This window comes from Streptomyces physcomitrii (assembly GCF_012273655.1).
GTDB lineage: Bacteria > Actinomycetota > Actinomycetes > Streptomycetales > Streptomycetaceae > Streptomyces > Streptomyces physcomitrii.
Window position 1 is genome coordinate 72832 of the sequence record NZ_JAAWWP010000011.1, and the last position, 16698, is coordinate 89529.

The following is a 16698-nucleotide window of genomic DNA, read 5'->3' on the forward strand; positions in this document are numbered from 1 at the left end:
ACGGCCCTTCAGCGAACACCGAGTGCGAAGACGAGGACTGACTTCATGCCCACCGGCAAGGTCAAATGGTTCAACAGCGAGAAGGGCTTCGGCTTCCTCTCCCGCGACGACGGCGGCGACGTCTTCGTGCACTCCTCCGTACTCCCCGAAGGCGTCGAGGGCCTGAAGCCGGGCCAGCGTGTCGAGTTCGGCGTGGTCGCGGGCCAGCGCGGGGACCAGGCGCTCTCCGTGACGCTGCTCGACCCGGCACCCTCGGTGGCCGCCGCCCAGCGCCGCAAACCGGACGAACTCGCCTCCATCGTGCAGGACTTGACCACCCTCCTGGAGAACATCACCCCGATGCTGGAGAAGGGCCGCTACCCCGACAAGGCGGCCGGCAAGCAGATCGCCGGACTGCTGCGGGCGGTCGCCGACCAGCTCGACGTCTGAGCCTTCGCCGCCCGCCGCCCCCCGACCGCGAGGCTTTCAGCCGCGAGGCCCTCAGGGAAAGGCCAGCGCCGCGGGCGGCAGCGGCGGGACCAGTCCCTCGGCCGCCGCCCGGGTGAGCAGTCCGCGGACGGCGGCGTAGCCCTCCTCGCCGAGACCGGCGGTGAACTCGTTGACGTACAGGCCGATGTGCTGGTCCGCGACGGCCGGGTCCATCTCCTGGGCGTGCGCGAGGACATAGGGCCGGGAGGCGGCCGGGTCGTCCCAGGCCGCGCGGACCGAGCGGCGGGCGGACTCGGCGAGCAGTTCGAGGCGCTCGGCGCCGAGCGAGCGCCGGGCGATGATCGCGCCGAGCGGGATCGGCAGCCCGGTGGTGTCCTCCCAGTGCTCGCCGAGGTCGGCCAGCCGGTGCAGCCCGTAGTCCTGGTAGGTGAAGCGGGCCTCGTGGATGACGAGCCCGGCGTCGATCTCGCCGTCGCGCACCGCGGGCATGATCCGCTCGAAGGGCATCACCACGATCTCGCCGACCCCGCCGGGCACCTGCTCGGCCGCCCACAGCCGGAACAGCAGATACGCGGTCGAGCGCTCGCTCGGCACCGCGACCCGCTTGCCGGTCAGCGCGGCGCCCGGCTCCCGGGTGAGCACCAGCGGACCGCAGCCGCGGCCGAGCGCGCCGCCGCAGGGCAGCAGCGCGTACTCGTCGAGGACCCAGGGCAGCACCGCGTAGGAGACCTTCAGGACGTCCAGCTCGCCGCGTTCGGCCATGCCGTTGGTGAGGTGGATGTCGGCGAAGGTGACGTCGAGGCCGGGTGCGCCGGGCAGCCGTCCGTGGGCCCAGGCGTCGAAGACGAAGGTGTCGTTCGGGCAGGGCGAGTAGGCGATCCGCAGCGGCTCGGTCACGTGGCTCAGCTCATCCTCGGTCGGGGACCTGTTCCTCGGTCCAACTCTCCAGTACGGGCAGGAATTTCCGCATGCCCCCGGTCAGCGCCGCGAAGGCCTCCGGGATCCGCCAGGCGGCGCGGTCGCGGGGGCCCACCGGGTTCGAGACGGCGCGCAGTTCGGCGACCGGGCAGCCGTGCGCGGCGGCGGCCTCGGCCACCCCGAAGCCCTCCATCGCCTCGGCGAGGGCCCGCGGATGGCGGGCGCGCAGCACGGCGGCGCGCGCGGCGCTGCCGGTGACCGTGGAGACGGTGAGCACCTCGCCCGCGGGGCAGCCGAGCGCGGCGGCGGCCCGGCGCACCAGCTCGGGCGGCGGGGTGTGCGTGACGGTGCCGAAGCCGAGCGCGGTGACCGGCAGGAAGCCCTCGGGCGACTCGGCGCCCAGGTCGGCGGCGGTGATCAGCTCGGCGAGCACCAGCGAGCCGACCGGCGCCGCGGGCAGGAAGCCGCCGCCGATGCCCGCGCTGACCACCAGGCCGTACGGTTCGCCCGCGAGCGCGGCGGCGGTCAGCGCGCTCGCGGTGGCGGCGGCGGCCCGGGCCGGGCCCACGCCCGCCGCGAGCAGGTCGGCGACGGGGGCGCCGGGGCGGGCGGCGGTCCGCACCCGGTGCAGGACGGCGCCGCCGGGCAGCCGCCGCTCCTCTACGGCTTCGGTGAACGCCCGCGCCACCGCGTCCCGTTCCTGCGGGACCGCGGTGGCGAGGAGTATGCGCGGCGGTTTCGTCAGTCTTCCTTCGTCAGCTTGAACGACCAGAGGCCGTAGGCCTTCTGATTATCGCCCTTGGCGATGGAGACGGTGGTCGAGTCGCCCTGCGCCCCGTACTGCTGGTTGAAGAAGACGCTGCCCGGGACGGTGGTGTACGTCCGCTTCAGGGGCTCGGTGATGGGCTGGCCGTTCAGGAGCAGGGCCCAGCCCTTGTCCGCGATGTCCGGTTCGACGCCGAAGCGCACGGTCTCGTCCGCGTGCACCTTGATCGTCTTGATGCCCTTGCTCGCGGTGAGGCAGGACTTGACCTGCTCGGTGCTCAGCGGCTCGTCGCCCTCGTTGTAGCACTCGGCCTCGGAGTGGACCGAGTCGGTGCCCACGGTGACGGTCGCGATCGGGGTCGGCTTGTCGCAGGCGGTCAGGACCAGGGGACCGGCCGCGGCGGCGGCGAGTACGGCGAGGGCGCGGCGGCGGGCCGGGTTCGCGGGGGCGGGCGGCTCGGCCGCGAGCGGGGTGGTCATGGCCGAAAGGTTAACCGCGGCCGTGCTGCTCCGGTGTGCCCGGCGGCGGCGTGCCGCCCGTATCGTGCCCGGTCAGGCCAGCCGTGCGCGCCGCCCCCCGCGATGGCGTGCCGCCGCGAGCAGTCCCCGTACCGTCGACAACCAGCCAAGGGCGACGATGCCCGCGGCGACCGAGAGGCCGAGCGAGCCGACCAGCGGCAGGGAGATCCCGATCGCCCCGCCGAGCACCCAGGACATCTGCAGCAGCGTCTCGGAACGGGCGAAGGCGCTGGTGCGCACCAGCTCCGGGACGTCCCGCTGGATCAACGCGTCGAGGGAGAGCTTGGCGAGCGCCTGCCCGAAACCGGCGGTGGCGCCGAGCGCGGCCACCGCCACCGCGCCGAAGAAGACCGCGGCGCAGATCGCCACCCCGAGGGCGAGCCCGCACACCGTGACGATGATGATCTCCGGGCCGCGGGCCTTCAGCCAGGCCCCGACCGCCGTGCCGAGCGCGTTGCCGGTGCCCGCCGCCACGCCCACTATCCCGAGCGAGACCGCCGCGCTCTGCCCGGCCAGCGGCTCCTGGCGCAGCAGGAACGCCAGGAAGAAGATGAGGAATCCGGAGAGGCCGCGCAGCGAGGCGTTGGCGGCCAGCGCGTGGGTGACCGCGGGCCCGACCGTCCGCAGGCCCGGCTTGCGCTCCTTGGCCTCCTTGGCCTCCTTGGTCTTTCTGCGCTCCTCGGTGTCCTCGGCGTCCTTGGCGTCCCCGGCCTCGGACCGGGCCGCCTCGGACCCCTTCCTGCCGGGCTCGGCCCTGCGCTCCCGCATCCGGGCCAGGCGCAGATGCTCCTCGTCGGCGGCGAGCAGCGCCCGGCGCTCGCCCTTCGCGGAGTCCACCTTGGGCGGCATGGACAGCGAGAGGAACATGCCCGCCACGAAGAGCACGAAGGCCCCGTACAGCGGCCAGGGCGGGCCGATCTGGTGCAGCCCCGCCCCGATCGGCGCCGCCGCGGCCGTCGCGAGCAGACCGCCGAGCGTCACCCGGGAGTTCGCCTTCACCAGCGAGAAGCCCGGCGGCAGCAGCCGCGGTACGACCGCGCTGCGCACCACCCCGTACGCCTTCGAGGCCACCAGGACGCCGAGCGCCGCCGGATACAGCTCCAGGCTGCCGGTCGCCACCGCCCCGGAGAGCATCAGCGCGAGCAGCGCCCGGGCCAGCATCGAGGCGGCCATCGCGGCGCGGCGGCCGTGCGGCAGCCGGTCCAGGAGCGGGCCGATCACCGGGGCGAGCAGGGTGAACGGGGCCATGGTGATCGCCAGATAGAGCGCGACGCGCCCGCGGGCCTCGTCCGTCGGCACCGAGAAGAAGACCGTGGAGGCGAGTGCCACCGTGATCATCACGTCCCCGGCGCCGTTCACCGCGTGCAGCTCGATCAGCTTGCCGAGGCCCGACTCGCCCGCGCCGTGCGCGTGTGTCGCCCTGCGGATCTGCCGGGCCGCGCCGGTGAACGGCCGGTGCAGGGCACGCCCGAGGGCCCGGACCGCCCGGCTCGCGGGTCCGGGCTGTCCGGGTCCGGCTCTGTCGAAGGAGTGGGTCGACCTGGCAGCTGCCACCCCGCAATAGTGCACTGTCCGCGCGGCACCCGTAGCCGCCCGCGCCGCCGGGGCCCCGCGGCACGCCCGCGGCACCCGTGACCGGAGGTCGCGGTGCGCGTCAAGGCGCCGAGAGGGTAGCGTGCCCTGATGAGTGAGTCCGCCGACCGGCGGGGCTCACCCGAAGCAGCGCCCGCGGCGGTTGATTCTGGCCGCGCGCCTGATGGCCCTCTTGCAGAATGGAAGGCACAGGTGCGCCCGGGGACACCGGGCGTGGACGTCGACGCGGCCCACCGGTCCGCTCCGTCCGCGCTCCCGCCACCGGGGCGTACTCGTGAGACGGCGTAGGAGAGAAGCGATACCTGTGAGCGCAGCGACAACGCGAAGCCGCACCCCCGACCGCCTCTGCGCCGAGGCCGTCGACCTGGCGAGGGCGGCGGCCGAGGAGGCCGCGGCCCCCGGCGTCGTCGGCGAGTACGTGGGCGCCGTGTCCGAGGGCGACCGGGTCGTCACCCACCTCTTCGCCTGCGAGGAGAGCGGCTACCGGGGCTGGCGCTGGGCCGTCACGGTGGCCCGCGCCTCCCGCGCGAAGCTGGTCACCCTGGACGAAACCGTTCTGCTTCCCGGCCCCGATTCGCTGCTCGCCCCCGAGTGGGTCCCCTGGAGCGAGCGGCTGCGCCCGGGCGACCTCGGCCCCGGTGACCTGCTGCCGACCGACGCCGAGGACCTGCGCCTGGAGCCCGGCTGGTCCGACGAGGACAATCCGCCGCCCAACTCGGTCGTCGCCGAGCCCTCGGTGGCCGAGTCCGCCGCCGCGGGCGCCGATGTCGCCGCCGCCGCCGTGCTCGCCGAGGAGGCGGCCGCCCCGGACGCGGTCCCCGGCGTGGACACCTCGGCCGCTCCCGCCGCGGCGCCCGGCGAAGTCTCCGAGGGCCTCGCCGCGCTCGCCGAGGCGGAGGACGCCGAGGTCACCCCCGGGCCCGCCGCCGACCTGACCGGCACCCCGCTCCCCACCGGCCGCACCGCGCCCGCCACCTCCCGCGGCGCCATCACCGAGGTCGCCGAGGAACTGGGCATGGGCCGCGCCCGCGTCCTGTCCCGCTACGGGCTGCACACCGCAGCCGACCGCTGGGAGGAGTCCTACGGCCCGAAGACGACCATGGCCCAGGCGGCGCCCGCCTCCTGCGCCTCCTGCGGTTTCCTGGTCCCGCTCGCGGGCTCGCTGCGCCAGGCCTTCGGCGTCTGCGCCAACGAGTTCTCCCCGGCGGACGGCCGCGTGGTCGCCCTCTCCTACGGCTGCGGCGGCCACTCCGAGGCCGCCGTGATGCCCAAACCGCCCCAGCCGGTGCCCCCGGTCCTCGACGAGACCCGGGTCGACCCGCTGCCGCTGCGGCCCGCCCCGGACTCGGGCTCGGTGCAGACGGAGGGGCCCGCGGAGGAGTTCGGGCACTCCTAGGGCCTTTCGTTTGGATCAGGCTGGGCTCGCGGGGGCTGGCACGCACATCTGCGGCGTTGTCGTCAGTTTTCCCCAAACTCTCAACTGCGTTCGAGCAGGGGAGGCCCCAATCGCTCCGCGTCGACGCCCTCCTCCGCCTTGCAGCTGCACGCACCAGCCCCCGCTCCCTGATCCAGCCCGATCCGAACGAAAGGCCCTAGGGCGTGGGCGGCCCTGTTCCGCGAGGTGACGGGAGGGAATCCTCGATGAGCGCCGACGCGATCACGCACACCGGGTTCCCCGCCGGACACACGGTCCTCTTCGGCACCGGCGGGAAGGTGATCATGACCCCGCGGAGCTTCGAGCACTCCCGCACGATCAGGTCGGTGCAGATCGACTCGCTCGCTCTCGGGCGCCGATGAGCTGCCGCGCCCCGAGCAGGAGAGCAACTGACGGCGTGGCGAAGTGAGTTGAGGTCCGCTGTCACCTCGGCGGCGGCTCCCTCCCGCGGCTGTCCGAGGTCCCGGGGCAGCCCCGCTCCGGTTTCGCCGCTCCGGTGGGCCGCCGCTGCCGGGCGGGTGCGGGAGGTGTGCCGCGGGCGCGGTACCTTCGGCCCTGTGCGGGGCGTCTGCCGCGTACGGGCGACAAGGAGTGAGCACCGTGAGCGACTACGTGCGGCCGGCGCCCGAAGGAGCGGATCCCTTCGGGACCGCCCGACTGCGGCGCGGGGTGCTCGACGCCTGGGCGGCGAGCCCGGCGCGCTTCCGCGAGGACGCCAACGCCGAGGAGGACCTCGCGCTCGGCGGCTACCGCGACCGCCTCGTCGTCGAGCTGGCGCAGAACGCCGCGGACGCCGCCGCCCGTGCGAAGGTCCCCGGCAGACTGCGGCTGACCCTGCGCGGAAAGGTCCTGGCCGCCGCCAACACCGGTGCCCCGCTGGACGCCGCGGGCGCCGAGTCGCTGTCCACGCTGCGCGCCTCCGCCAAGCGCGAGGAGGGCGACGCCGCCGGACACACCGTGGGCCGCTTCGGCGTCGGCTTCGCCGCCGTGCTTTCCGTCACCGACGAGCCCGCCGTCCTCGGCCGCCACGGCGGCGTCCGCTGGTCCCTCGCCGAGGCCCGCGCACTCGCCGCGGAGACCGCCGGGTCCAGCCCCGGCCTCGCCGACGAGCTGCGCCGCCGGGACGGCCATCTTCCGCTGCTGCGGCTGCCGTTCGCGGCCGAGGCCAGCGCCCCCGAGCCGTACGACACCGTGGTCGTCCTGCCGCTGCGCGACGCCGCGGCCGAGGACCTGGTGACCCGCCTCCTCGACGGCGTGGACGACGCGCTGCTGCTCACCCTGCCCGGTCTCGACGAGGTGGTCGTCGAGACCGAGGAGGGCGTCCGCGTCCTCGGCCGCACCGCGGTCGTCCCGGCTCCGGTCGCCGAACCGGCCGTGTCTGTCGGCCAGTCGGGCACCGAGGCCGCCCAACAGGACTTCTCCACGGACCAGTTGCGTTCCGGGGACGCCGAATCGACCGCGGTCGCAGGGCAGTCGGCCACCCCCGTACCCGGCGCCCTCACCGATGTCACCCTCTCCGACACCCGCGACGGTACGAGCCGCTGGCGCTGCCTGAGCCACGGCGGGCCGCTCGCCGCCGAGCTGCTCGCGGACCGTCCGGTCGAGGAACGGCTGCGCCCGTACTGGTCGTTGACCTGGGCCGTGCCTCTCGACGAGGAGGGCGCGCCGCTGCGCCCGCGGACCGCGCCGGTGGTGCACGCCCCGACGCCCAGTGACGAACCCCTCGGCGTACCCGCCCTGTTGATCGCCTCGCTGCCGCTGGACCCGAGCCGGCGGCACGCCGCTCCCGGACCGCTCACCGACTTCCTCGTCGAGCGGGCGGCCGAGGCCTACACCGCGCTCCTCGCCGCCTGGCGCCCGGTCGGCGAAGGGCTCATCGGCCTGGTGCCGGGCCCGCTCGGCGAGGGCGCCCTCGACGGGGCGCTCCGGCAGCAAATCCTGGACGCCCTCCCGCGTACCGCCTTCCTGCCGCCCGCCCTCGAAGGCGGCGCCGCGGCGGACGGGCGGGCCGCCGGGTCCGCGAGGACCGAGGCCCCGGCGGGCGCGCTGCCCGACTGGGACCTCGCCGCGCTCGCCGAGCAGGAGGCCGCGCCCTCGGCCCTGGAGTCGCCGGTGGCGCTGCGGCCGCGGGACGCCGAGGTGGTGGAGGGCGCGGGCGCCGAGACCGTCCGGGTCCTCGCCGAGGTGCTGCCGAATCTGCTGCCCGGGGGCCTGGAACGCCGCGGCGAGCTGCGCGCCCTCGGAGTGCGCCGGGTGCCGCTGACCGAGGCGATCGACCGGCTCACCGGCATCGAACGCGAAGCCTCCTGGTGGTGGCGGCTCTACGACAGCCTCGCCGGGGTCGACCCGGACCGGCTCAGCGGCCTCCCGGTCCCCCTCGCGGGCGGCACCGGCCGCACCGCCCTCGGCCCGCGGCACGTCCTGCTGCCGGGCACCGGCGACCGGTCCGGGAGCGGGACGGGCGCGGCCGAGGAGGCGGTCACCGCGGAGGGTGCCGTCACCCCCGGGGCGCTGGCCCGGCTCGGGCTCAAGGTGGCCCACCCCGAGGCGGCGCACCCCCTCCTGGAGAAGCTCGGCGCGCTGCCCGCGTCGCCGCGCGCCGTCCTGACCACCCCTCAGGTACGGGCCGCGGTCGCCGCCTCCCTCGACGACGACGGCTGGCAACTCGCCGAGAACCAGGGCGAGGAGCCGCTCGGCGCCGAGGAACTCGCCGCTCTCGTCCTGGAGTTGGTCCGCGCCGCCGGTCTGGAACCGGGCGAGGAGCCCTGGCTCGGCGCGCTGGCGCTGCCCGACGAGGACGGCGAACTCTCCCCGGCGGGCGAACTCGTCCTGCCCGGGAGCCCCTTCGCCCGCGTGATGCGCGAGGACGAACTCGCCCTGGTGGACGCCGACTGGGCCGCCCGCTGGGGTGAGCAGCCGCTGGCGGGCGTCGGCGTGCTCGCCGGTTTCGCCCTGGTACGCGCCACCGACGTGGTGCTCGACCCGGACGAACTCGACCCCAGGGAAGGCGACTTCGCCGAACCCGACGACGCCGGGCTGCTGGACGCGGTGGACGTCTGGTGCGAGGACGTCCTCGACCGGCTGCCCGAGACCCCGCTGCCCCCGGTCGCCACCGAACTGCTCGCCGTACGCGACCTGGAGGTCGTCGACGACGACCGCTGGCCCGAGGCGCTGGCCCAGCTCTCCCGGCCGCCGCTGCGGGACGCCCTGATCCAGCAGGTGCGGGTGCTGCTGCCGGACGGCGGCACCCGGACGGTGCGCCCCTACACGGCCTGGTGGCTGCGCGGGCACCCGGTGCTCGACGGCCGTCGCCCCGCCGGTCTGCGCGCGGCCGGCTCGGACCCGCTGCTCGCCGGTCTCTACGACTCCGCGGACGCCACCGGCTTCGACGACGAGCAGGTCCTGCGCGCCCTCGGGGTGCGCACCTCGGTCACCGCCCTGCTCGACGAACCCGGCGGCGCCGCCGAACTCCTGGACCGCCTCGCCGACCCGGACCGCGAGGTCACCGCCGCCCAACTGCACGCCGTCTACAGCCTGCTGGCCGAGCTGGACCCGGCGGAGGTGACCCTGCCGGAGGAGCTGCGCGCGGTACGGGACGGCGAGGTCCTGGTGCTCGACGCCGGGTCGGCCGTGGTCGCCGACACCCCCGACCTGCTCCCGCTGGCCGCCGGGCGCCCCCTGCTGCCGGTCCGCCCCGACCGGGCCGCCGCCCTCGCCGAACTCCTCCAGGTACGCCGCCTCAGCGAGAGTGCCTCGGGCGCGGTGACCGGGGACGGCGTGGTGCATCCGGTGCCCGGACCGGTACGCGTGCTGCTCGGCCCCGGCACCCCCGAGACGTACACCGAGTACGAGGAACTCCAGGTGGACGGCGTCGAGTTCGACTGGCGCCGCACCCCCGACGGCACCGTGCACGCGGCCACCGTGGAGGGCGTCGCCGCCGGGCTGGCCTGGGCCGCGGGACAGTGGCCGCGCCGCTTCGAGGTGGCCGCACTGCTCGAAGACCCGTCCCGTACCGCGGAGTTGGCGCGGGACCGGTGGTTCGACTGAGGGGCGGGGTCCGGGCGGCGGGCCGGTAGGCCGCTCGCGGCGGGAACTCGGGCGCGTCCCCGGTCGTCCCTCAGTGTGCCCCGCTGACGGCACGAAGGAGACCACGGATGTCGAGCGGCCTCCCGTCCCCGCTTCCGCCCGCTCTCACCCCGCCCGGGCGCGCCCCGCGCGGGACCGGGGTGCGGCGCGCCTTCCGGTCCCGTAAGGCGCTGTCGGGACTGACCCAGTGGGTGATCGACTGGGGAGTGCTGATCCTGGTCGTGGTGGCGGCGGTGTGGCTCGCCGCGGGCTTCGCCTGGGGGTGGGCCCACGCGTACCGGGTCTTCACCCTGATCGACTCACCGGTCCACGGCCTCCCGTGGGCCGCCTCGGTCATCGGCTGGCTGCTCGTCCCCGCGATCATCGGTGGCGTGGCCGGTCATGTGATCGCCGCCCGGATCCGCAGCGTCAAGGAGATCTCGCCCAACAACCTCTTCAAGAAGCGCAGTTGGGCGGACCGGCGCCGACTCCCCTCGCTGATCACCAAGTTGGGCAGGCTCTTCCACAAGTCGGAGCAGCGGCAGTTCCTGGACGCCTATGTGCGCATCGCCCACCGCGGCGACTGGCGGGAGGCGCAGGACCACTGGGAGATCGTGGTACGCGACACCCTGTGCACCGCGGAGTTCGCCGATCTGGACCGCACGGAGGCGCTGCGGCTCGCGGAGAGCCTCTGCCGCGAGCTGGCCTGGCTCCTGGCCCTCAGTGGACGCTGCCTGGTCTGCGAGGCCCGGCACACCCCGCCCGCCACCACCCCCTGAGCCTTCCGGCGCCGAGCCTCCGGGCCGCCGCCGGTCCCCAACTGCCCCCAGGAGCAAGGCATGCAGACACGCAGCGCCGTGGAGATAGCCCGGTCCGCGCTGGCCAAGGCCTCGCCCGGGGCCAGTGACGCGGCCCTGGACGAGGCCGCCCGGCTGCTCGTCCGCTGGGGCCTGGAGGGGCACGGGGCCTCGCTGGACCTGCCGCGCGCCCTGCTCATGGTGACCGACCTGGAGGGGGTCATGGGGGCCGCTGTCGAGGTCGCCCCCGAACACGCGGGGCTCCGCCGGGAGGTCGGCGGCCTGCGGCGGCCCTGGCGCCGCCCGTCGTCCACGCCGCCCGGCGGCCGGTCGTCCGCGCCGCCCGGTCGCTTCACCTCCGCGACACCGGACGAGGGCGACGGCACCGACGCCCCGGGGGAGTGAATCGGGCCGGTCGCCGGTCGCCGGTCGCCCGTGCCGCCGGCAGCCGGGGCTATCCCTCCTCCACCACCGCGAACACCCCGCGTACGCCCGTCCCGTCCGGGAGTCGCCACCCCGCGAAGAGGCGGCCCAGGGCGGGGGCGGCCTCCTCGGGGGCGCCGTCCGGCAGCGGGGTCAGGGCGCGGTGCAGCCGGGGAGTGAGGGGCGCCGTCGCCGGTCCTGTGTAGTGGGCCCGGACGGTGGGGTCCGGGGTGTCGCTCTCGCTCTGCGCCTGCGGTGCGGACTTGCCGAGGAAGAGGGCGCCCAACTCCCGTACGAGCACCGGGTCGTGGGCACCGTCGTAGACCCAGCGGCGGCCCAGGACACCGTGCTCGGCGGTGCCGAGGAGGGCGTCCGCCGCCTCCTCCAGCGGGGCGGCGCGGTAGGTGAGCGGCACCAGATAGCTGCGTGGCTCCGCCTCGGGGCCCTCGGTCACCACCATGAACTCGATGCCGACCTCGCCCGCCGGGTCGTCCAGGCGGAAGCCGCCCGCCTTGGCGGGGCGCGGGCCGCCTTCCGGCTCCTGGTACCAGGGCTGGGCGGGGAGCCAGGAGGCGAGGAGTTCGAGTTTGGTCGGGCTCAGGGTGGTGCGGTGGATGACTGCCATGCGGGTTCCCCTCGGTCGGCCGCGCGTGCGGTGAACTGCCGCCGCGTACTCTGCCATTCTCCGAGGTGGGCCCGGCGGCGGCACTCCGCTGTCCAGCGGTCCCGGTAAGCCCCGTCCAGCGAACGGGACTTCGGTCCACCCCGGGTGCGTCCTGGTTGAAGGCCCCGGCGGACGAGCACTGGTTGACGGGCCCGGCGGCTGTCGATCGGCTAACTGCCGGGCGCCGCCGCCTGGTCGGCGGGGAACCTGCGCCCCGCCCACACCCACACCGGTTCGAGCAGCGCCGCGGCCACCACGGCGATGCCGACCGCGGTCCAGGGCATCGCGGAGCCCACCAGCCGCAGCGCGAAGAACTCCTGGAGCCAGGGCACCACGAGCACCACGAGGAAGGCCGCGCCCATCGTGGCCACCAGCAGGATCCGCCACCAGGTGTAGGGGCGGGCGATGATCGCGAGTACCCACAGCGAGATCAGGAAGAGGGTCAGGGTCGCCGCGCTGGTCTCGGCCTCCAGCGCGCCGGGCCCGGTGTAGTGGGCGCGGGCGAGCAGATAGGTGGCGAAGGTGGCGGCGCCCGCGAGGATTCCGGCGGGCAGGGCGTAGCGCATCACCCGGCGTACGAAGTGCGGCCTGGCGCGTTCCTTGTTGGGGGCGAGCGCGAGGAAGAACGCGGGCACCCCGATGGCCAGGGTGGACAGCAGGGTCAAGTGCCGCGGCAGGAAGGGGTATTCGACCTGGCAGCAGGCGACGAGCACGGCGAGCAGCACCGAGTAGACCGTCTTCACCAGGAAGAGGGTGGCGACCCGGGTGATGTTGCCGATGACCCGGCGGCCCTCGGCGACCACCGAGGGCAGCGTGGCGAAGCTGTTGTCCAGGAGCACGATCTGCGCGACGGCACGGGTGGCCTCGGAGCCCGCGCCCATGGCGACCCCGATGTCGGCGTCCTTCAGGGCGAGTACGTCGTTGACCCCGTCCCCGGTCATGGCCACCGTGTGCCCGCGCGACTGGAGGGCGCCGACCATGGAGCGCTTCTGCTGCGGGCTGACCCGGCCGAAGACCGCGTGCGCGTCCACCGCCTCGGCGAACTCCGCCTGCTTCTCCTCCCGTTCGGGCAGCCGGCGCGCGTCCACGGTCCCCTCGGCACCCGGCAGCCGGAGCTTGGCCGCGACGGCGCCGACGGAGACCGCGTTGTCGCCGGAGACCACCTTCACCGCGACGTCCTGCGCGGCGAAGTAGCGAAGGGTGTCCGCCGCGTCGGGACGCAGCCGCTGCTCCAGGACGACGAGCGCGGCCGGTTCGGCGTCCTGGGCGGCCCTCGGCCGCTCCAGTCCGCGGCGGCTCCGGGCGAGCAGCAGGACCCGCAGGCCCGCGGCGTTCAGCTCCTCGATGCCGGTGAGGACCGGGTCGCCCGCGGGCAGCAGCACATCCGGGGCGCCGAGCAGCCAGTCGGCGGCGCGGCCGTCCGGGTCCTCGATCCGGCCGCCGCTGTACTTGCGGGCCGAGGAGAACGGCAGCGGCAGCGTGCAGCGCCAGCCGGGCGCCGCGGGGAAGGCCGCGATGACCGCCCGGAGGCTGGCGTTGGGCCGCGGGTCGCCGGTCCCGAGGGCGCCCAGGACCCGGCGTACCGTCTCCTCCGTGCCGGGGGCCGGTCCTGCCCCCGGGGTGCCGTCCGGCAGCAGGCGCAGTTCGGTGACGTCCATGCCGCCCTCGGTGAGGGTGCCGGTCTTGTCCAGGCAGACCACATCGACCCGGGCCAGGCCCTCGATCGCGGGCAGCTCCTGCACCAGGCACTGCTTGCGGCCGAGGCGGATCACCCCGATCGCGAAGGCCAGCGAGGTCAGCAGGACCAGGCCCTCCGGCACCATCGGGACGATGCCGCCGATGGTGCGGGCGGCGGCGTCCCGGGCGCTGTCGTGCTCCAGGAACATCTGGCTGACGATCAGCGCGGCCGCGGTCGGGACCATCATCCAGGTCACGTACTTGAGGATGGTGGAGACCCCGCCGCGCAGCTCGGAGTGGACCAGGGTGAAGCGGGAGGCCTCCTCGGCGAGCTGCGCCGCGTACGCCTCGCGGCCGACCCTGGTGGCGGTGAAGGCGCCGCTGCCCGCGACCACGAAGCTGCCCGACATCAGCGGGTCCCCGGGGCGTTTGACCACCGGGTCCGCCTCGCCGGTGAGCAGCGACTCGTCGATCTCCAGGCCCTCGGCCTCCGCGCAGAGACCGTCCACCGGGATCTTGTCGCCGGGGCCGGTCTCGATCAGGTCCCCGAGCACGATCGTGGAGGTCCGGACTTCCCGCGACCGCCCGTCCCTGCGCACCACGGGGCGGGTCTCGCCGACCAGGGCGAGCGAGTCGAGGGTCCGCTTGGCGCGCAGCTCCTGGACGATGCCGATACCGGTGTTGGCGAGGATGACGAAGCCGAACAGCGAGTCCTGGACCGGGGCGACCACCAGGGTGATCACCCACAGCACGCCGATGATCGCGTTGAAGCGGGTGAAGATGTTGCCGCGGACGATGTCGGCGGCCGAGCGGCTGCTGCGCACCGGCACGTCGTTGACCTCGCCGCGCGCCACCCGCCGCGCCACCTCGGCGGTACTCAGCCCCGGCGCCCGCTCCGGAGCCCCGGCGGGAGCGCTCCCGCCGGGGCCGGCGGCCGTCCCGGCGCCGCTCCCCGCGGGCCGGTCCGGGGGGCCGTGGTCGTCGGCGCCGGTCCGCGCCCGCTGCGTCATGGTTTCGACGGTACGGGGAACCGCCGTGCTCCACTGCCCGGGGACCCGAAGATCAGACCTGGGGAGGGCCGTCCCGCGGGGCGCGTCCACCCGTGGTGGTAGCCGGGTGGAACCGGCGGGGGCGCGGGTGTCCACCCCTGGCCGTAGGGGACGGGACCAGGTGCGGCAGCCGGGTGGACCGGGTGCCGCCGGGCGGGCTGGGAGCCGCCGGGTGGACCTGGTGCCGCAAGGCCTTTAGGAGCCGCTCGCCTCCGCGCCCTCGCCGTCCGCCGCCCCGGAGCGGGCGATCGCCGCCTCGCGCCTGCGGACGTACCAGATGCCGAAGAGGCCGAGCCCGCCGCCGGCCAGGCAGGTCCACAGCCACCACAGGTGCCCGTGGTCGTCGAACCAGCCGTAGAAGGGCAGTTGCACCAGGAAGAGCACGAACCAGATCACCGTGCCGCCCGTGACGGTGCCGACGACCGGTCCCTCCAGGGGTTCCGGTGCCTCGCGGAGCGGGGTGCTGCGGCCAGGGGATCGGGTCATGCGGACAGCTTACGAGGCGGGTGCGCGGGGCCGGGCGCCAGGCGGTGCGGGGCGGCGCCGGAGCGCGGGCCCGGCCGTCAGGCGGCGGGGCGCAGGTGCCGCCGGGCCCACTCCTCGAAGCCGGTCAGCGGGATGCCCAGCTCCCGCGCGTACCGGGGGCGGCCCGGCTGACCGGCGGCGTTCAGCCACTCGTGGTGGGCGCCCATCGCGGGCATCCCGGCGGCGAGGGCCTCCTGCTCGGTCATGTCCGGCGCGGACAGCGGCCTGCCGAGGACGCGGGAGAGGACCGCGGCGATCTCCGTCATCGAGAGGTAGGCGCTCGCCAGCTCCAGCTCGACCCCGTCGAACCGCTCCGGCGCGGTGAAGGCCGCGGCCGCCGCCGAGCCGATGTCCGCCACCGCGACCAGCGACAGCCGGGTCTCCGGGTACAGGACGCTCACCAGGCCGCCCTCGATGCCGCGCGGGAAGAGGAAGGCCATGGACGGCAGGAAGTTCTCCATGAAGAAGCCCGGCTTGAGCAGCGTCCAGTGCGGGAACCCGGCCGCGCGGACCCGGTCCTGGATCGCGGTCTTGGCGCCCAGGGTCGGTTCCATCCGGGCCCAGCGGCCCTCGGCCCAGCCGGGGACCTCGGTGTGCTGCCCGGCGCCGGTGACCGAGGTGTGCACGAACTGCGCCACCCCGGCGGCCCTCGCGCCCTCCACGAGGTTGACGCCCTGGGCCACCTCCCCCTCGAAGTCGAAGCCGTCCGCGGTGGCGGCGGGCATCTGCACGGAGAAGACGGCTCGGGCGCCCTCGGCGGCCCGGACCACGGAATCGCGGTCGTGGAGATCGCCGGTGACCAGCTCGGCGCCGAGCGCCCGGACGGCCCGGGCGCGTCGGCTCGCCGGGTCCCGCACCAGCGCGCGGACGGGCACGCCCGCGGCCAGCAGCGCGCGGGCCGTGGCCCCGCCCTGCCTGCCGGTGGCGCCGGTGACCAGGACGGGTGCGCTCGCGGGCATGGCGCTTGCGGACATGGGGGCTCCTCGGGGTGGGCGGACAGGAAACGGCGGGCCCCGCCGTTTCTGCTCCGGTACGATATGGCGGGCCCCGCCGTTTAGCAATCCCGGCCGGGAGTCCCGTCGGCGGTCCCGGCGGTGGCGCGGTCGGCAATCCCGGAGGTGACGCAGTGCCCGAGCGGCAGCGTTCGGACGCCCGGCGCAACTACCGGCGCATCCTCGCCGTGGCCGAGGAGGAGGTCGCCGCGCGGGGTGCCGGTGCCTCCCTGGAGCAGATCGCCCGTACCGCGGGGGTCGGTTCGGCGACCGTGCGCCGGCACTTCCCCACCCGCCGCGCGCTCCTGGGGGCGGTCTCCCGGACGCGGATCGAGGCCCTGTGCGCCCGCGCCCGGGAGCTGACGGGCCGGGGCGACAGCCGGGCCGCCCTCCTGGAGTGGCTGGACGAGGTCCTCGCCTACTCCCTCTCCGCCCGGGGGCTGGCCTCCGCCCTCGCCTACGACGGCCCGGTGCGCGAGAACAGCTGCGCGGCGGTGCTGGAGGACGCGGGGGATCCGCTGCTGCGCCGGGCCGTACGGGACGGGGCGGTGGCGGCAGGGGTCACCGTCGCCGACCTGATCACGCTGATCGTCGGCATCGTCCTGGCCACCGAGGAGCACCCCGACCCCGCCGCCCAGGCGGACCGGCTGCTCCGGCTGGCCGTGGCCGGGCTGGAGTCCGCGGAGCTGGGCGAGGGGGAAGGGGCGGGCGAGCGGTCGGGGCGGCAAGGGGCTGGGCGAGAGCAGGAGCAGGGGCAGGGGCGGGAGCAAGGGCTGAGCTGAGGGTCCGTACGGCCGGGGCGGCCGGGGCGGCTGAGTGGGGGCTGCCCCCGTACCGCCATCGTTCA

General features: G+C 75.4%; 15 protein-coding genes. 7 read left to right on the forward strand and 8 right to left on the reverse strand.

What is annotated here, in order from left to right:
* Nucleotides 1-45: 45 nt before the first annotated feature.
* Nucleotides 46-429, forward strand: a complete 384-nt coding sequence (locus HFV08_RS32115; RefSeq protein ID WP_040252226.1) for a cold-shock protein — start codon at nucleotides 46-48, stop codon at nucleotides 427-429.
* A gap of 51 nt (nucleotides 430-480) precedes the next feature.
* Here HFV08_RS32115 and HFV08_RS18700 read toward each other — a convergent pair whose 3' ends face one another.
* The 4 genes from HFV08_RS18700 to HFV08_RS18715 all read right to left on the reverse strand — a co-directional run bounded on the left by HFV08_RS18700 (nucleotide 481) and on the right by HFV08_RS18715 (nucleotide 4092).
* Nucleotides 481-1326 (reverse strand): 1,4-dihydroxy-6-naphtoate synthase, encoded by an 846-nt coding sequence (locus HFV08_RS18700; protein ID WP_312885699.1) that lies wholly within the window; start codon nucleotides 1324-1326, stop codon nucleotides 481-483.
* Nucleotides 1327-1336: 10 nt separating this feature from the next.
* A complete protein-coding gene (locus tag HFV08_RS18705) occupies nucleotides 1337-2119 on the reverse strand; it encodes a futalosine hydrolase (protein WP_168541011.1) in 783 nt (260 codons plus the stop codon).
* On the reverse strand, nucleotides 2089-2592 hold the full coding sequence (locus HFV08_RS18710; protein WP_168540883.1) for a DUF2771 domain-containing protein: 504 nt from the start codon (nucleotides 2590-2592) through the stop codon (nucleotides 2089-2091). The genes HFV08_RS18705 and HFV08_RS18710 overlap by 31 nt, the downstream gene beginning before the upstream one ends.
* A gap of 72 nt (nucleotides 2593-2664) precedes the next feature.
* Nucleotides 2665-4092, reverse strand: coding sequence for an MFS transporter (locus tag HFV08_RS18715; protein ID WP_210430505.1), 1428 nt, complete (start codon nucleotides 4090-4092; stop codon nucleotides 2665-2667).
* A 436-nt stretch (nucleotides 4093-4528) separates the two neighbouring features.
* Here HFV08_RS18715 and HFV08_RS18720 point away from each other — a divergent pair, with 436 nt between their 5' ends.
* The 5 genes from HFV08_RS18720 to HFV08_RS18740 all read left to right on the forward strand — a co-directional run bounded on the left by HFV08_RS18720 (nucleotide 4529) and on the right by HFV08_RS18740 (nucleotide 10926).
* The gene (locus HFV08_RS18720; protein WP_168540885.1) at nucleotides 4529-5620 is read left to right on the forward strand and encodes a DUF3027 domain-containing protein; all 1092 of its coding nucleotides are present in this window, start codon (nucleotides 4529-4531) and stop codon (nucleotides 5618-5620) included.
* A 245-nt stretch (nucleotides 5621-5865) separates the two neighbouring features.
* The gene (locus HFV08_RS18725) at nucleotides 5866-6021 is read left to right on the forward strand and encodes a hypothetical protein (RefSeq protein ID WP_246341865.1); all 156 of its coding nucleotides are present in this window, start codon (nucleotides 5866-5868) and stop codon (nucleotides 6019-6021) included.
* Between the two features lie 238 nt (nucleotides 6022-6259).
* A complete protein-coding gene (locus tag HFV08_RS18730) occupies nucleotides 6260-9706 on the forward strand; it encodes a sacsin N-terminal ATP-binding-like domain-containing protein (RefSeq protein ID WP_168540886.1) in 3447 nt (1148 codons plus the stop codon).
* 107 nt (nucleotides 9707-9813) lie between these two features.
* A complete protein-coding gene (locus HFV08_RS18735; protein ID WP_246341866.1) occupies nucleotides 9814-10503 on the forward strand; it encodes a DUF6313 family protein in 690 nt (229 codons plus the stop codon).
* 60 nt (nucleotides 10504-10563) lie between these two features.
* The gene (locus tag HFV08_RS18740; RefSeq protein ID WP_168540887.1) at nucleotides 10564-10926 is read left to right on the forward strand and encodes a hypothetical protein; all 363 of its coding nucleotides are present in this window, start codon (nucleotides 10564-10566) and stop codon (nucleotides 10924-10926) included.
* A 49-nt stretch (nucleotides 10927-10975) separates the two neighbouring features.
* Here HFV08_RS18740 and HFV08_RS18745 read toward each other — a convergent pair whose 3' ends face one another.
* The 4 genes from HFV08_RS18745 to HFV08_RS18760 all read right to left on the reverse strand — a co-directional run bounded on the left by HFV08_RS18745 (nucleotide 10976) and on the right by HFV08_RS18760 (nucleotide 15833).
* Nucleotides 10976-11569 carry a maltokinase N-terminal cap-like domain-containing protein gene (locus HFV08_RS18745; RefSeq protein WP_168540888.1) on the reverse strand — a complete coding sequence of 198 codons (594 nt, stop codon included), beginning with the start codon at nucleotides 11567-11569 and terminating at the stop codon, nucleotides 10976-10978.
* 209 nt (nucleotides 11570-11778) lie between these two features.
* A complete protein-coding gene (locus HFV08_RS18750) occupies nucleotides 11779-14295 on the reverse strand; it encodes an HAD-IC family P-type ATPase (protein ID WP_168540889.1) in 2517 nt (838 codons plus the stop codon).
* Between the two features lie 234 nt (nucleotides 14296-14529).
* Nucleotides 14530-14820 (reverse strand): DUF2530 domain-containing protein, encoded by a 291-nt coding sequence (locus HFV08_RS18755; protein ID WP_168540890.1) that lies wholly within the window; start codon nucleotides 14818-14820, stop codon nucleotides 14530-14532.
* A gap of 77 nt (nucleotides 14821-14897) precedes the next feature.
* Nucleotides 14898-15833 carry an NmrA family NAD(P)-binding protein gene (locus tag HFV08_RS18760; RefSeq protein WP_376770660.1) on the reverse strand — a complete coding sequence of 312 codons (936 nt, stop codon included), beginning with the start codon at nucleotides 15831-15833 and terminating at the stop codon, nucleotides 14898-14900.
* Nucleotides 15834-15985: 152 nt separating this feature from the next.
* On the opposite strand from HFV08_RS18760, the gene HFV08_RS18765 reads away from it, so the two are divergent.
* A complete protein-coding gene (locus tag HFV08_RS18765; RefSeq protein ID WP_168540891.1) occupies nucleotides 15986-16633 on the forward strand; it encodes a TetR/AcrR family transcriptional regulator in 648 nt (215 codons plus the stop codon).
* The last annotated feature ends 65 nt before the right edge of the window (nucleotides 16634-16698 follow it).

What these genes read in the sequence shown, in the direction of transcription:
- HFV08_RS18735 (WP_246341866.1), top strand. Translation starts at nt 9,814, where the DNA reads ATGTCGAGCGGCCTCCCGTCCCCGCTTCCGCCCGCTCTCACCCCGCCC.
- HFV08_RS18745 (WP_168540888.1), bottom strand. Translation starts at nt 11,569, where the DNA reads ATGGCAGTCATCCACCGCACCACCCTGAGCCCGACCAAACTCGAACTC.
- HFV08_RS18710 (WP_168540883.1), bottom strand. Translation starts at nt 2,592, where the DNA reads ATGACCACCCCGCTCGCGGCCGAGCCGCCCGCCCCCGCGAACCCGGCC.
- HFV08_RS18740 (WP_168540887.1), top strand. Translation starts at nt 10,564, where the DNA reads ATGCAGACACGCAGCGCCGTGGAGATAGCCCGGTCCGCGCTGGCCAAG.
- HFV08_RS18750 (WP_168540889.1), bottom strand. Translation starts at nt 14,295, where the DNA reads ATGACGCAGCGGGCGCGGACCGGCGCCGACGACCACGGCCCCCCGGAC.
- HFV08_RS18755 (WP_168540890.1), bottom strand. Translation starts at nt 14,820, where the DNA reads ATGACCCGATCCCCTGGCCGCAGCACCCCGCTCCGCGAGGCACCGGAA.
- HFV08_RS18760 (WP_376770660.1), bottom strand. Translation starts at nt 15,833, where the DNA reads ATGTCCGCAAGCGCCATGCCCGCGAGCGCACCCGTCCTGGTCACCGGC.
- HFV08_RS32115 (WP_040252226.1), top strand. Translation starts at nt 46, where the DNA reads ATGCCCACCGGCAAGGTCAAATGGTTCAACAGCGAGAAGGGCTTCGGC.
- HFV08_RS18725 (WP_246341865.1), top strand. Translation starts at nt 5,866, where the DNA reads ATGAGCGCCGACGCGATCACGCACACCGGGTTCCCCGCCGGACACACG.